Origin of the sequence: Pseudarthrobacter sp. C4D7 (assembly GCF_013359725.1) — a bacterium.
In the GTDB taxonomy this organism is placed as follows: Bacteria; Actinomycetota; Actinomycetes; order Actinomycetales; family Micrococcaceae; genus Arthrobacter.
This window is the reverse complement of sequence record NZ_JABFMW010000021.1, coordinates 64,569-77,010: the sequence shown is the minus strand read 5'-3', so window position 1 is coordinate 77,010 and position 12,442 is coordinate 64,569. Positions and strand designations below refer to the sequence as shown.

The window sequence follows — 12,442 nt, the reverse complement described above, 5'->3', positions numbered from 1 at the left end:
CGGCGGCACAACCCCCATCAGCCGCGTTCACAACCTCAGTGGGAATTACACCTAGGACGGATCGGTAAAGCCGAGCCCACGCTCCGCAAGGGCCGCTTCGAGGAGCCTGATGGCGCGGGGCCCAACGCCGTGCAGGGCGAGCAGCTCCTGGCGCGAGTGGTTGGCGATCGTGCTGAGAGTAGTGAAGTCTGCTTGAAGCAGAGCCCTGTTGGCAGGCCGGCCGAGCGGAGGAAGGTCGCCGATCTGGGCCGGGGTGCCGTGGGTGCTCATGCCAGCCACGGTACCGGGGCCGGCTCACCCAAGAGAGGGGAGGGCGCGGCTCACCCAAGCGAAGGGGAGAACGAGGACGACGGCGTCCCGCGCCCGGGCGCCGTACCGCGCCACGGCATCACAGGATGGTGACTTTGCCCGCGTCGCCGTCAACGCTCACCTTCCGCCCGCCGGCCAGCCGCTGCGTGGCCACGCCGGTACCCAGGACGGCCGGGATGCCGTATTCACGGGCCACGATGGAGCTGTGGCTCAGCGGGCCGCCCACATCGGTCACCACCGCCGAAGCCATGGTGAACAACGGAGTCCAGGCGGGGGTGGTCATGCGGGCCACCAGCACCTCGCCGGGCTGCATCAGGCCGAAGTCTTCCGGGCCCCGCAGCACACGGGCCGTCGCCGTCACCCGGCCCGAACTGGCACCCGCGCCCTTGATCACGTCGCCGGACTGGTGCTGCGGGCCCGCCGGCATCACCGACCCCAGCGCCTTCTCCATCCATGCCCTTTGCGGCAGCATCTGCGGGGCGGCAGCCTTCGCCTGGCCGCGCCACAGCATCCTGCGTTCCTCGACGGCCGCGGCGCGGACCGGCCGGGCCGCCCCGGCAAGAGCCACACCCGCATCCGCCTCCGCCAGTCCAAACTCCACCGCCCCCTGCAGCTCGGCAGAACGCAGCCAGAACACGTCCTCCGGCGCGGCGATGACACCCGTGGCCACCAGCCGCCGCCCGAGTTCCAGCAGCAGGCGCCGGAGCAGCGGCCAGGCCAGTCCGACGTCGGCCAGGGCGTCCTCGCGTACCGGTGCCGTCTCCTGCGCCCACTTCAGCACCCGGAGGAACAGGGCCCGGCGCCGCGGTCCCAGCCGGCCCGAAACGTCCAGGGTCAGCTTCTCCCGGCGCCCGGTCAGCAGCCGCTGCCGCTCATGTGGATCGGTGCCCTGCCCGCGCAGGTAGAACTTCACCGTTTCCAGCTGCGCGGACGGATTGTCCGCCGGCACCGGGGTGGCGAAGTCCAGGTTGTAGACCGCGTGCCCGTAGAGGTTCAGATGTTCCTGGAAGGTGAACCGCCATTCCTGCCACAAGACGTCCTCCACCCCGGCCGGCGCGGAACCTGTCCGCAGGCACCCGGCGAGTTCCGGCGTCGGCCGTTCCAGCAAAGCCGCCACCAGCGACGGGTCGCTGCGTGCCCAGCCGGCGAGGTCGTACAGGGACTTTTCCGCCCGGATGGGCTCGCTGTCGAAACCCAGCAGGAAGTCCTGGGCCGGTGGATCGCCGTCGCGCCGGACGGCCTTGTAGCAGGCCCGGAAGAAGAGTTCGCCCATGTCGGCCAGCGGAATGATGGACTGCACAGCGGTGTAGTAGACGGTCCCGGCGTCCAGGAGCGCCTGCGCACCGGCCAGCAGCTCCGCCCCGGACAGCCCGGCCGGCGGCTGCGCGGACCACTCCTTGATGATGCGTTCGTAGCGGGGATGGGAGTGCTCGCGCCAGCCGGCGATGCCCATGTGCGCCTTGCCGCTGAACAGCGCCCGCATGGCCGGTACCGTCCTGCCCGTCATCCGCAGCATGGGCCACGTGCGGTAGTAGTAATAGGCGTAGCCGTTGACGGTAGGGAAGCGGACGTCGCCCTCGCGGAGGGACCCCGGGCCCAGCGCCTGGTTCATCAGGGCGGACAGCGAGCGGGACACCGAGCCGTCGATGAGGTCCGCAAAGAGCGGGGACAGCGGCTCCGGCATCTGCTCCACGATGCTCGCCCGGAAATAGAGACCCTTGGGGTAGGGGACAGTCCAGTCCGTGGGCACGTCCGCCGCAGGCTCCGGCAACGCGGTGATGGGGCGGGACTGGAGCAGGAAGAACGTGCCGCCCACCCGCGCCCACTCGATGTCCTGCGGCGCCCCGGAATGCTCCGCCGCCCGCCGGCCGAAGGCGGCGAGTTCAGCCGCCGCGGCATCGTCCAGGACCGGCGCACGACGGCGGGCGTCCGCCACCTGTTCCTTGGCCGTTCCGTTCTCCACGGGTACGGTCATGACTTCCTTGTCGGCGGTCTGCCGTGTGATGACCTTGCCCGTATAGGTGTCCACGGTCAGGTCATCGGTGGTCACTTGCCCGCTGACCACGGCCTCGCCCAGGCCCCACGCGGCGCTGATTACCGTCTGGTCGCGGCGGCCGTTGGCAGGGTTGGCAGTGAACATCACGCCGGCGGAGTCGGCCGCCACCATCTGCTGGATCACGACGGCGAGGCGCACCTGGGCGGGCGGCACGCCTTCGCGGGACCGGTAGGCCATGGCGCGCGCCGTCCACAGCGAAGCCCAGCAGTCGATGACTGCCCTGGCCAGGGCGTCCGCACCGCGGACGTTGAGGTAGCTGTCCTGCTGCCCGGCGAAGCTGGCGGAGGCGAGGTCCTCGGCGGTGGCGGAGGAGCGGACCGAGACGGCGGTGTCCCCGCCGCCAAGGCCTTCATAGGCGGATGCGAGTTCGGCCTGGATGGCTGCAGGCATGGCGCCTTTGCTGAAGAGGGTCCTGATCAGCGCGGACGCGTGGTCATAGTCCTCCGGCGAAGCATCAGGCGGCAACGCGGCCAACTCCTGGATGAGTGCCCCAAGGTTGTTCCCGGCGACGAAGTCCGCGTACGCGGCAGTAGTGAGGACCACCCCGGGCGGGACCGGCAGTCCTGCCTGGATGAGGCCGCCGAGGCCCACGGCCTTGCCTCCCGCCGCGGCAGTATCGCCCCGGCGCACGTCGCCCAGCTCCATGACATAGGTCATGACGGTGCCCCCTTACTGTCCAGGGGTGGGGAGGCCGGTGCTGTGCGTTACCGTGAACCGTCCTCCGGCAGGCGGCCCGGCCCACGGCACGCGGAAGGTGCTTTCGCGTCCACCCGTTCCAGCGTGGTCCGGGCAGGCCCGCACCCGCTAGGGCCGAACGGCCCGGGGCTTGTGGGTGAAGCTCAGGGATGGCGGCCTGCCGGCGCCGGACGGATTACTGCGGACACTGCCTGGCTGCGAGGAGGGCCAGATCGTAGATCAGTTGCTGGACTTCGCGCTCGCGGCCGCTGACCCTTGGGGCCGGCGTGGGCCGCGTGCGCGGGGGAGCGGGGACGGGCCGGTGGGGTGCCGCCGGAGCCTTTTGCCGGGCGCGGGCGCTGGTCCGGGTTCCGTCAACGGTGGTGGTGTCAAAGCTGTCGGTAGCTGGCATCATTCCCCCCTGGTCGAGCCTGTGAACACCTTAGGAACGCTTTCCCGTCAATCGGAAGGGCTTTTGTCCACTCAGCGGATTTATTGCTTCAATCTTGAGCGAATCCTGTCCTGGCCTTCACCACTGCACGGTTCCGGCGGCCCCGTCCACGGTGACGGTCTGGCCGTCGTGCAGCCGGGTGGTGGCGTCCGCGGCACCCACCACCTTGCCACCACTGTCAGGTCCACATACATGCGCAGCCCTGGGTTCGCCGCGCCGGACACCACCGCCTGCCCCGGCCCGCGGTGCCGCCGTCCGGATCCGGGGTCAAGGGAGCCATGTCCTGCTGCTAGGCGTTGTCCGTGCCCTGCCCGGTGTCCTCCCACAGGACATCCAGGTTGTGGAAGATCACGGGCCCGTCGCAGAGTTCGGCCATCCGGGCGGCGAACTCCGAGGTTTCCGGCCGGCCGGAGTTTTCCATGGCCGAGTCGAAGGAATCGAAGTCCACCACCGTGAAGTAGTGCCCCGGGTGGTCCCGGTCCGCCGTGGCGATGATGCGGCGGAACGTGGGCGGCGTGCTTCCCTCGGTCCGGGAGGGGCGGCCCAGTTCCTCGATCTCCTTGATGCGGGAGGACGTGAATTCGATGATCTGCACAAACCCGGCCATGATGGCTCCTCGACGGCGGTGGATGCTGGTGCGGATCACGGTAAACCCCGCGACGGCCTGCGGACAGGGGAGAAGTGCCCTACTTTGGGGCCTGTCCCTGGCCGGGGTTTACGCCAGCTGCAGCCCGTCCGCCACCACGTGTCCGCGGTGGATCACCATGCGGCCGGGGAGCTTGTCCATCACGGCGGCGGTCACGGAATCGCCCTCCAGCAGGACCAGCTCCGCGGGATCGCCCACCGCCAGGCCCGGACGGTCCGCCGTTGACGTGAGCCGCTGCGCCGCAGGGTCGATGACGCTGGCCCCGCCCAGGGTGGCCACGGCGGCACAGTGTTCGATCAGTTCGTCGGCCCGGAACTTGTTGGTGAACGCCAGCTGCCAGGTGCGGTCCAGCATGTCCGCATTACCGTAGGGGGACCAGTAGTCGCGCTGGCCGTCCTCGCCCAGGCCCACCCGGATGCCGGCGGCGGTGAGCTTCTCCAGCGGCAGTGGCCTTGCTGGTGCAACGGTGGCCACGGAGACGTCCAGTGCGGCCATGTCCGCGAGAAGGGTGTCCAGCTGGCTGTCCGGCAGGTCGCCGAGGGCAAAGGCGTGGGAGATGGTGACCAGGCCATGCATGCCCAGAGCCCGGGTACGTTCCAGGATCAGTTCCATGCTGAACAGGCCCAGCTGGCCCGGCTCGTGCAGGTGGATGTCCACCGGCAGGCCATACTTTTGGGCCAGGCCGAAGACGATGTCCAGGTGTTTCACGGGGTCGCGGTCCAGGGCGCAGGGGTCGATGCCGCCTACCACATCGGCACCCAGTTTGAGCGCCTCCTCCAGGACCTCCGTGCTGCCCGGCTCGCGGAGCAGGCCGGCCTGCGGGAATGCGATCACTGCCACGTCTGCCCTGTCCCGGTGCGTTTCGCGGGCGGCGAGGACGGCCTCGAAACGCTCCAGCCCGGCGTCGGCATCCACCTGCGCGTAGCTGCGCACCCGGGTGGTGCCGCGCGCGATCATCGCCCCCAGCGTATGGGTGGCCCGCTCGGTGATGGAGGCTTCGGCGTTCCGCCAGTTGTTGCGGTCGTTCAGCATCATGTTCCACACGCCGGGGCTTCCGGTGTGCGGGCGGAACGGCAGGCCCAGCCGGGTGGAGTCGAGGTGGACGTGCACGTCGGAGAAGGACGGCAGCAGGATGCGGCCACGGCCGTCCACCACGGCGGCGGCTGAATCGGCTGTCTTTGAAGCGGCCCGGGCTGAAGCAGCCCCGTTCACGGCGGCGGGTACGACGGCGGTGATCGCCCCGCCGTCGAGCGTGACGTCAGCGGCGTCCCCGCCCCAGGGACGGACGTTGGTGAGGGTCAGGGTCATGGGTCCCAGTCTAAGGTTGGCCGGCGGGGCGCTCCGGGGGCGCGGGTAGGATCGGAGCATTGCCGAGGGGGATCGGCACGATTCTTTGGGGGAATTCTTATGGCGACCACGCCGCGTCCGTTTGTCCCGTTGCTGCCGGCTGCCCGGCGGGCACTGCTGGCGGGCGCCGCCGTCGTGCTGGCTGCCGCCGCGGTGGCCCCCCCGGCGTCAGCTGCCGACCCGCGCACGGTGGACGTGCCCGGCCAGCCGCTGGGTGTTGCCGCCGGCCCGGACGGCACCCTGTATGTCAGCGACTACGGTTACGACGGCAGCGTCCTGGTGTACAAACCGGGGGAGACCACGCCGTCAGGCCGCATCACCCCCGGGCACTTTCCCACCTCCGTGGCGGTGACCCCGGACGGGACCCTGTATGTGGCGCAGAGTGACGGCGCGCAGTCAGGGGTGGGGATGGTGGCGCCGGGCGCCGACGAAGTGTCCCTGGTGATGAAGGCGCCCAGCGGCACGCACTGGCTCACGGTGGGGCCGGACGGGTCCCTGTATGTGGTCAATCCGGACGAAAATTCGGTGTCCGTAGTGAAGCAGGGCGAGGCGTGGGTGACCCGGACCGTCCAGGCCGGCCAGTACCCGGTGCGGCTTGCCGTGGGCAGGGACGGGACGGCCTACGCCGCCAACGAGCTCGCGGGCACCGTCACCGTGATTCCGGCCGGGGCGGCATGGCCGTCACACACCGTGGACGTGGGGGTGCAGGGCCACCCGCACGGGATTGCGGTGGCCCCGGATGGGACCGTCTACGTGGCCAACATCAAGACCAACGACGTGGCGGTGATCGAGCCCGGCGGCACCGCGGTGGCCCGCCGGATCCCGGTGGGCGAGGCGCCGCAGGAGGTCCTGGCCGCCGCCGACGGGACGGTGTACGTGACCAACAGCCTGGGCGATTCGGTCTCGGTGATCCGTGCCGGCGTGGCTGCCGAGACCATCCCGGTGGGCGACGATCCGGGCCGCCTCGCGCAACGGGCGGATGGGTCCGTGGTGGTGGTGAACCGGCACGCCAGGTCATTGACAGTGCTCGACGCCGGGCCGGTTGCGTCTGCTGCGCCGCCTGCCCCGGGTGGGGAAGAGGCTGCCGCGGCGCCTGACGCCGGTGGGTCCGGTGACGCCGTCGCGCAGGCCTCGTTTGATGTGGCGCTTCCGGCGGTGGCCGCCGGGGCGGGCGGGATGATGCTGGCGGGTGCCGCGGTCCTGGTGGTGGTGCTGCGGCGCAGGCGGAAGGCCGGGCCGGATCAGGCCTGATCCGCGGGGGCGGGCGCTACGCCGTCCGTCGGAATGGTGCGTTCGGCGTAGAACGAGCGAAGGCCGTGCTTTACGCCCAGCCGGATGATCCAGTACAAGAGCGTGGCGCCGACGGCGATCGGCACAACAAACACGGCCGCGCTGATGAGAATTGACGCAATGTCCACAGTGTCCCCCAATGTGAGTTTTTCCCAGCCTCTCACGAACGTTGCGTGTACAGCGAAGGCTCCGTCCCAGAGGGACGGAGCCTTCGTCAGACAATGACCGCGGTTAGGAGTCCTGGTTGACGGACAGCACGATCTTGCCGCGGGTGTGGCCTTCCATGTTGGACCGGAACGCGTCGGCGGCCTTGGCCAGCGGGAACACCTCGGCGACCTCCACGCGGAGCTTGCCGTCATCCGCCATGTCGGCGAGTACCTGCAGGTCCGGGCCCACGGGGGTGACCCACATCCACTGGCCGCCGTGCTCTTCCACGTCGCTGTCGGCAATGGAGGCGTGGCGTCCGTTCTCGGCCAGGACCGCCAGGGTGGCCTCGAGGTTGCCGCCCACGAAGTCGGCCACCACCTCAACACCGTTGGGGCGCAGGGCGCGCACGCGGTCCGCGAGACCGTCACCGTAGGCCACCGGCTCGGCGCCGAGGGAGCGCAGGAACTCGTGGTTCTTCTCCGAGGCGGTGGCGATTACGCTGGCGCCCATGGCCACGGCGATCTGGATGCCCAGGGAGCCCACGCCGCCGGATCCACCATGGATCAGGACCGTTTCGCCGGCCTTCAGGCCCAGCCGGTTGAGCACCTGGTAGGCGGTGAGGCCGGCCAGCGGCAGTCCGGCCGATTCGTTCCAATCAAGCGCCGCGGGCTTCTTCGCCAGGACCCGCTCAGGCAGCGCGATGTATTCGGCGAAGCTGCCCCCGTGCACGTAGTCCTTGCGGCCATAGGCGATAACCTCATCGCCGGGTTGGAACTGCCGGGAGTCGATGCCCACCGACTCCACCACGCCTGCCACGTCCCAGCCGGGAATGGCGGGGAACTGCAGGTCCATGGCCGCGTCCAGGCCGCCGGACATGATCTTCCAGTCCACCGGGTTCACCGAGGCTGCCTTGACCTTGACCAGGACCATCCCGGGACCCACCTTCGGCATCGGCTGGTCGCCGTACTCGAGGACGTCAGGGTTTCCGTATTCGCTGTAAGTGATTGCCTTCATGACTGGCACAACTGTGCGTACCTGCCGCGCTATTCCGAAGGTGAGGGAGAAGTGGTGAAGCGCACGCCGGGACTGAGAGAGTTCCAGGCCGCAGACTCGGGCCATGTCAGCTTTTGGGGGAAAGCCGGGCCGGCGCCGGGGCGCCGTTCTCGCATGGATTGTCGCGGTGGTGGTGCTTGCCGGGTGTGAATACACGGGCCCGGACGAACGTGGGCCGTCACCGACCGCCACCGCAACGCCACAGCAACGCTCCTTCGAGGACAACATGGTCACCGGTGCGTGCGCGGGAGTCCATGGATCCAAGCTCACCATCGTGCGGCACGACGGCGTCCCGGAGGCCTCCGAATTCAAGGGCGGTTCGGTGCTGGACCGGTTTTTTAGGCACGACGGCGGGCCCGTCACCATCAGCGCCATCTCCCGCATCGGAAAACTGTCCGCCACCGGCGTCAGGATTCGCCCAATCCGGACCCCAGGCTCTCGGAACTTGAGGACCTGTCGGAATGGTCGGCCCCGTTGCTCCATCCGGCGGAACGGGGCGAGCTGCGCGGCACGAACATGGCGAATAGCACCACTGGCGTGACGTTGTTGGCGGAGCCGGGAGGCTACAACCTGGACTTTGTCTGCGCTGGAGCTGCGTTTGCTGAGCTGTCCGTGGCGCCGCCGGCGGGGAAGGCCCTGAGTGGGCTGGCTCCTATGCCGGTCTTGTGGCTTCGAGCCACTCCCGGAAGTTCTGGCGTCCGACGGCGGAGCCCGGCGCCGGGATCAGGTCACCGTTGCGCATTGCCTTGCCCATGGGGCCGGGGAGGCGAAGCTGGACGAGCCGTTTTTTCTGCTGCGTTCTGGCCAGATAGGCCGCGACCAGATCCTTGAGGTGTTCAGCCTGCGGTCCGCCGAGGTCCGGGAGTCGTCCCCGTGGACCTGCCTCGGCCGCGTCGACCAGGGCAGCGGCCACCTCTTCTGCCGCGACCGGTTGGGTGCGCATCTGGGGCACGACCACCATCGGCCCCAGAGTGGCGGTCTTGATGGACATTGGCACGAATTCGTGGAACTGGGTGGACCGGAGGATGCTCCAGGGGATGCCGCCGTGCCGGACTTCGTCCTCCTGCGCCAGCTTGCCGGCGTACAGCCCGGACTTGGCGTTGTCGATGCCCACGATGGACAGCGCCACATGGTGCTTCACACCGGCCTTTGTCTCCGCCGCCAGCAGGTTCTGCGTGGCGTTGGTGAAGTAGCCCACGGCTTTCTTGGTGGACAGGGTCTGGATGCCGGTGACATCAATGACCGTTTCCACATTCTGGAGCGCCTGGTCCAGGCCGCGCCCGTTGACCAGATCCACTCCTTCCGCGCGGCTGAGGCTGATCACCTCGTGCCCGCGCTCCCTGGCGATGGCCACGACGTGGCGGCCTACGGTACCGGTTCCCCCTGCAACGGCAATCCTCATGAAGTGATCCTAAACCGCACCGGGGGCAGCTCCGGGGACCTTGGACTCTACCCCCAAGGACGGCGCGGACGTCCGATGGAACCATGACAGGTGGCGGAACGGAGCTGTTTCCCCAGTCATGTCTCTGTCCGGAGCATTATCGAAGGAGCGCCCATGGAACGGGTCATCGACAAAGTAGCACTCGTCACCGGGGGAGCGCGGGGGATTGGAGCTGCTGTCGCAGCACGGCTGCATGGCGAGGGGGCGCGCGTGGTGATTGGGGACGTCCTGGACCAGGAGGGAAAGGAGACCGCGGAGCGGATAGGCTCCGGAGCGCTCTACGTCCACCTCGATGTGACCAGTCCGCAGGACTGGGAGGCAGCGGTGGGCGCCGCCGTCGAAACGTTCGGGGGCCTCAACATCCTGGTGAACAACGCCGGCATCGTGAACTTTGCCTCCATCGAGAACTACACGCTGGAGCAGTGGAATGCTGTCATCGGGGTGAACCTGACCGGCACATTCCTGGGCATCAAGGCTGCAATCCCCGCTATGAAGAAGGCCAGGGGCGGGTCGATCATCAACATTTCCTCGATTGCCGGCATGCGCGGCTATGAGCAGATCCCCGGATACACGGCGTCGAAGTTTGGGGTGCGTGGCCTCACCAAGAGTGCTGCGCTGGACTTGGGACCGCAAGGCATCAGGGTCAATTCCGTTCATCCTGGAGTCATCGCCACCCCGATGACCGCTGACATCGAGTCCGACATGAGCCATGTGGCGCTGGGACGGATAGGCCATCCCGGGGAAGTGGCCGACCTGGTGTTGTACCTGGCATCCAACGAATCGTCGTTCGTTACCGGGGCCGAATTCGTCATCGATGGTGGTGACACCGCGGGGACGGTAAACCGGCCGCAAGAGACGTAGCCTGCGCGGTAGGGCTTGGCTGTTCCCGGGGAGGCAGTTGCCGGACGGTGGGGCGCGACGGCGGGGGCTTAGGTTTGGTCCTTGGCGAGCCCCATGAACATGGTCCGGTGCAGGATGTCCACGTGCTTTCGGGATATCTCCACGGCCTCTTCAACCTGGCCGGCGCGCACGGATGCCACCAGTTCAATGTGGTCGAGGTTCGATTTGTGCAGCTTCTCGATGGGGTAGGGGATGAAGTAGTCGTACAGCTCGGCGAGGGTCTGGTGGTAGACCTCGACGGCGGTGTCCAGGCAGGATGCCGTACCCACCAGTTGATGGAACTGCTCGTCCATCCGGTGGTAGTAGGACCAGTCGCCCGCCCCGGCCATCTCTTTAGTCAGCCGCTCCATCTCGTCCAGCTGCTCTGTGGTGGCATTGACTGCCGCGTAGGGGGTCACGGCGCATTCGAACAGGAGCCGCCGGTCCACCAGCCGGTTCGCCGCCTGGGACTCGGCCGGGGAAGCAGAGAGTTCCGCGAGAACGTCCAACGGCGGCGCGTCCGCCACGAACGTCCCGCCGGCCCGTCCACGGCGCCGCACCACAACACCTTGCTCCGCCAGGCTCGCCAGGGCGCGGCGGGCAGTAATGGGACTGACCGAGAGGCCAAGGGCCACGTCTACCTGGTCCGGCAGCCGTTCGCCGGGCTTCAGAAGCCCCAGGGAAATCGCCATGCCGATCCGCATCCGCACCGCGTCCATGGCGCTGCGCCGTTCCATCCCGGTGATCCTGCCGGCACCAAGGCGTGAGGGCTCGGCGGTCTCCTCCGGCTGATGGGTCATATCTGCGGGCCGTGGAGGTTTCCCTGGAGATCGTCGAGCGGGTGCGGGCGTCATTCCCGATGTTCCGGCAGCGGCGGTTGTGAGGGACGAACGTAGCTCAGCATCCGAGGCTTCAGTAGCACGGCTAGAAGCCCTTTCCACCGTGGGATTGGGGTCGGAAGTAGGAACGCTGACTAAATCTTCGGGTTGTCTGCCCTGTTGGGTTTTCTTCGCTGCCAGCTTAGCCAGGAAACGACATTTCGTTTCCCACTTTGCAAGGCTAGTCTCTTTCATCGGGACAGTCGTCAATCGACTCCGGGCTGTTTATCAGCGGATCAACGGAGAAGCATCTATTCTAAAAAGTTGGTTTTGACGGAATGATCCCCAAAGGCAAGCCCTGTGAGGGCCTGAATGCGTAAAAAACGCTTGAATGGTCTACTCTCAGCTAGTGACGAACAGTAAGCGAACACCCAAGTCGTTCCCCGTAATTCTGTTGCTAATCGGCATCCTTGCAGGGGTCGCGACTGCGGTCGCAATATTTTATGACGCTACGACTCTGACGGTCGTATTAGGTACTCTCATTGCCGTTGCGGCCATCGTCCTAACTTTCATAATCGCTCTGAACCAGAATGCGGACACTGACGACTTGCTGACCCTCGTTCAGGCTAGTCGTGATCTGGGTGAGAAGACCAACCAAGTGCTCGCGGACGTTCAAAGTGTGCTGCTGAAGGTTGAAGAGCAAACAGCAACGCGCGATTATAGCCAGGCATCGCAGCCCATGGCTGAGGGATCTCCAAGTGAAGAAGAGGAACTGGAGGACCTGACCGCCGTACCAGCCTACGCGGATGAGGCGGTCGCACAGTTACGCAGCCGAAAAGCAAACCTGAACTTCGACGATTTGATTTGGCGCCCAAAGTCAACCTATCCGGTAACTAGGGGAAATCACGGTTGGTTTGTGGAATCTGAATCTGGCAACGGGGAGCGATGGTTTGTTCGCAAGGCCAATGGGCTAACCGTGCGCAAAGCAATGCCCCGAGAGTTTTTGGACACACTAGAGGAGAAGGCTCCACTCGACCCAAGGGAAATTAAACACGATTTCCAGCTGACCGACCACGGGTTAGCAGCGTGGTACGCAAGGACCTACTCCGGCGACCTCTGGAAGGTTTCTAAAAGTAACCGTAACGCTTCTGCCGGCATCACAGTTACGAGAGAGGAATCGGAGGAGTAGCCGCGTCAGTGGAGGGATCCGGCAATTAGCTGCGTTAGATGCACGAAAACGTTGCTCAGCATTGGCACGGTTGCCGCGCGTGAGGATCCTGATGTTGCCTGGCTTCCAAGGCAGACTGCCATGCTAGAGATTGCAGCCCTC

Annotated in this window: 12 protein-coding genes; 3 read left to right on the top strand and 9 right to left on the bottom strand. The window is 67.0% G+C overall.

Going from position 1 to position 12,442, the window contains the following annotated elements:
• Positions 1 to 51: 51 nt before the first annotated feature.
• From HNO81_RS14550 to HNO81_RS14530, 5 genes are all read right to left on the bottom strand, one after another.
• Positions 52 to 270, bottom strand: a complete 219-nt coding sequence (locus tag HNO81_RS14550; protein WP_175318819.1) for a hypothetical protein — start codon at positions 268 to 270, stop codon at positions 52 to 54.
• Between the two features lie 118 nt (positions 271 to 388).
• Positions 389 to 3,022 carry a PEP/pyruvate-binding domain-containing protein gene (locus HNO81_RS14545; RefSeq protein WP_175318818.1) on the bottom strand — a complete coding sequence of 878 codons (2,634 nt, stop codon included), beginning with the start codon at positions 3,020 to 3,022 and terminating at the stop codon, positions 389 to 391.
• A gap of 214 nt (positions 3,023 to 3,236) precedes the next feature.
• Positions 3,237 to 3,452, bottom strand: a complete 216-nt coding sequence (locus tag HNO81_RS14540) for a hypothetical protein (protein ID WP_175318817.1) — start codon at positions 3,450 to 3,452, stop codon at positions 3,237 to 3,239.
• 328 nt (positions 3,453 to 3,780) lie between these two features.
• Positions 3,781 to 4,098 carry a hypothetical protein gene (locus HNO81_RS14535; protein ID WP_175318816.1) on the bottom strand — a complete coding sequence of 106 codons (318 nt, stop codon included), beginning with the start codon at positions 4,096 to 4,098 and terminating at the stop codon, positions 3,781 to 3,783.
• 108 nt (positions 4,099 to 4,206) lie between these two features.
• The gene (locus HNO81_RS14530) at positions 4,207 to 5,445 is read right to left on the bottom strand and encodes an amidohydrolase (RefSeq protein ID WP_175318815.1); all 1,239 of its coding nucleotides are present in this window, start codon (positions 5,443 to 5,445) and stop codon (positions 4,207 to 4,209) included.
• A 99-nt stretch (positions 5,446 to 5,544) separates the two neighbouring features.
• Between HNO81_RS14530 and HNO81_RS14525 the strand changes: the two genes are divergently transcribed.
• Positions 5,545 to 6,735, top strand: coding sequence for a hypothetical protein (locus tag HNO81_RS14525; RefSeq protein ID WP_175318814.1), 1,191 nt, complete (start codon positions 5,545 to 5,547; stop codon positions 6,733 to 6,735).
• Here the strand turns inward: HNO81_RS14525 and HNO81_RS14520 are convergent.
• The 3 genes from HNO81_RS14520 to HNO81_RS14510 form a co-directional block, all read right to left on the bottom strand.
• A complete protein-coding gene (locus HNO81_RS14520) occupies positions 6,726 to 6,902 on the bottom strand; it encodes a hypothetical protein (RefSeq protein ID WP_175318813.1) in 177 nt (58 codons plus the stop codon). The two genes, HNO81_RS14525 and HNO81_RS14520, sit on opposite strands and share 10 nt — an antisense overlap.
• Positions 6,903 to 7,005: 103 nt before the next feature.
• On the bottom strand, positions 7,006 to 7,935 hold the full coding sequence (locus HNO81_RS14515; protein WP_175318812.1) for an NADP-dependent oxidoreductase: 930 nt from the start codon (positions 7,933 to 7,935) through the stop codon (positions 7,006 to 7,008).
• A gap of 691 nt (positions 7,936 to 8,626) precedes the next feature.
• The gene (locus HNO81_RS14510; RefSeq protein ID WP_175318811.1) at positions 8,627 to 9,376 is read right to left on the bottom strand and encodes an SDR family oxidoreductase; all 750 of its coding nucleotides are present in this window, start codon (positions 9,374 to 9,376) and stop codon (positions 8,627 to 8,629) included.
• Positions 9,377 to 9,529: 153 nt separating this feature from the next.
• On the opposite strand from HNO81_RS14510, the gene HNO81_RS14505 reads away from it, so the two are divergent.
• On the top strand, positions 9,530 to 10,276 hold the full coding sequence (locus tag HNO81_RS14505) for a glucose 1-dehydrogenase (protein ID WP_175318810.1): 747 nt from the start codon (positions 9,530 to 9,532) through the stop codon (positions 10,274 to 10,276).
• 68 nt (positions 10,277 to 10,344) lie between these two features.
• On the opposite strand, the gene HNO81_RS14500 is transcribed toward HNO81_RS14505, so the two are convergent.
• On the bottom strand, positions 10,345 to 11,094 hold the full coding sequence (locus tag HNO81_RS14500; protein WP_175318809.1) for a FadR/GntR family transcriptional regulator: 750 nt from the start codon (positions 11,092 to 11,094) through the stop codon (positions 10,345 to 10,347).
• Between the two features lie 427 nt (positions 11,095 to 11,521).
• On the opposite strand from HNO81_RS14500, the gene HNO81_RS14495 reads away from it, so the two are divergent.
• Entirely contained in the window at positions 11,522 to 12,301 is a 780-nt protein-coding gene (locus HNO81_RS14495) for a hypothetical protein (RefSeq protein WP_175318808.1), read from the top strand.
• Positions 12,302 to 12,442: the final 141 nt, after the last annotated feature.

Bases quoted from the DNA above. Each gene is read 5' to 3' on its own strand.
- HNO81_RS14550 (WP_175318819.1), bottom strand. From the start codon at position 270: ATGAGCACCCACGGCACCCCGGCCCAGATCGGCGACCTTCCTCCGCTC.
- HNO81_RS14545 (WP_175318818.1), bottom strand. From the start codon at position 3,022: ATGACCTATGTCATGGAGCTGGGCGACGTGCGCCGGGGCGATACTGCC.
- HNO81_RS14540 (WP_175318817.1), bottom strand. From the start codon at position 3,452: ATGCCAGCTACCGACAGCTTTGACACCACCACCGTTGACGGAACCCGG.
- HNO81_RS14535 (WP_175318816.1), bottom strand. From the start codon at position 4,098: ATGGCCGGGTTTGTGCAGATCATCGAATTCACGTCCTCCCGCATCAAG.
- HNO81_RS14530 (WP_175318815.1), bottom strand. From the start codon at position 5,445: ATGACCCTGACCCTCACCAACGTCCGTCCCTGGGGCGGGGACGCCGCT.
- HNO81_RS14525 (WP_175318814.1), top strand. From the start codon at position 5,545: ATGGCGACCACGCCGCGTCCGTTTGTCCCGTTGCTGCCGGCTGCCCGG.
- HNO81_RS14515 (WP_175318812.1), bottom strand. From the start codon at position 7,935: ATGAAGGCAATCACTTACAGCGAATACGGAAACCCTGACGTCCTCGAG.
- HNO81_RS14510 (WP_175318811.1), bottom strand. From the start codon at position 9,376: ATGAGGATTGCCGTTGCAGGGGGAACCGGTACCGTAGGCCGCCACGTC.
- HNO81_RS14505 (WP_175318810.1), top strand. From the start codon at position 9,530: ATGGAACGGGTCATCGACAAAGTAGCACTCGTCACCGGGGGAGCGCGG.
- HNO81_RS14500 (WP_175318809.1), bottom strand. From the start codon at position 11,094: ATGACCCATCAGCCGGAGGAGACCGCCGAGCCCTCACGCCTTGGTGCC.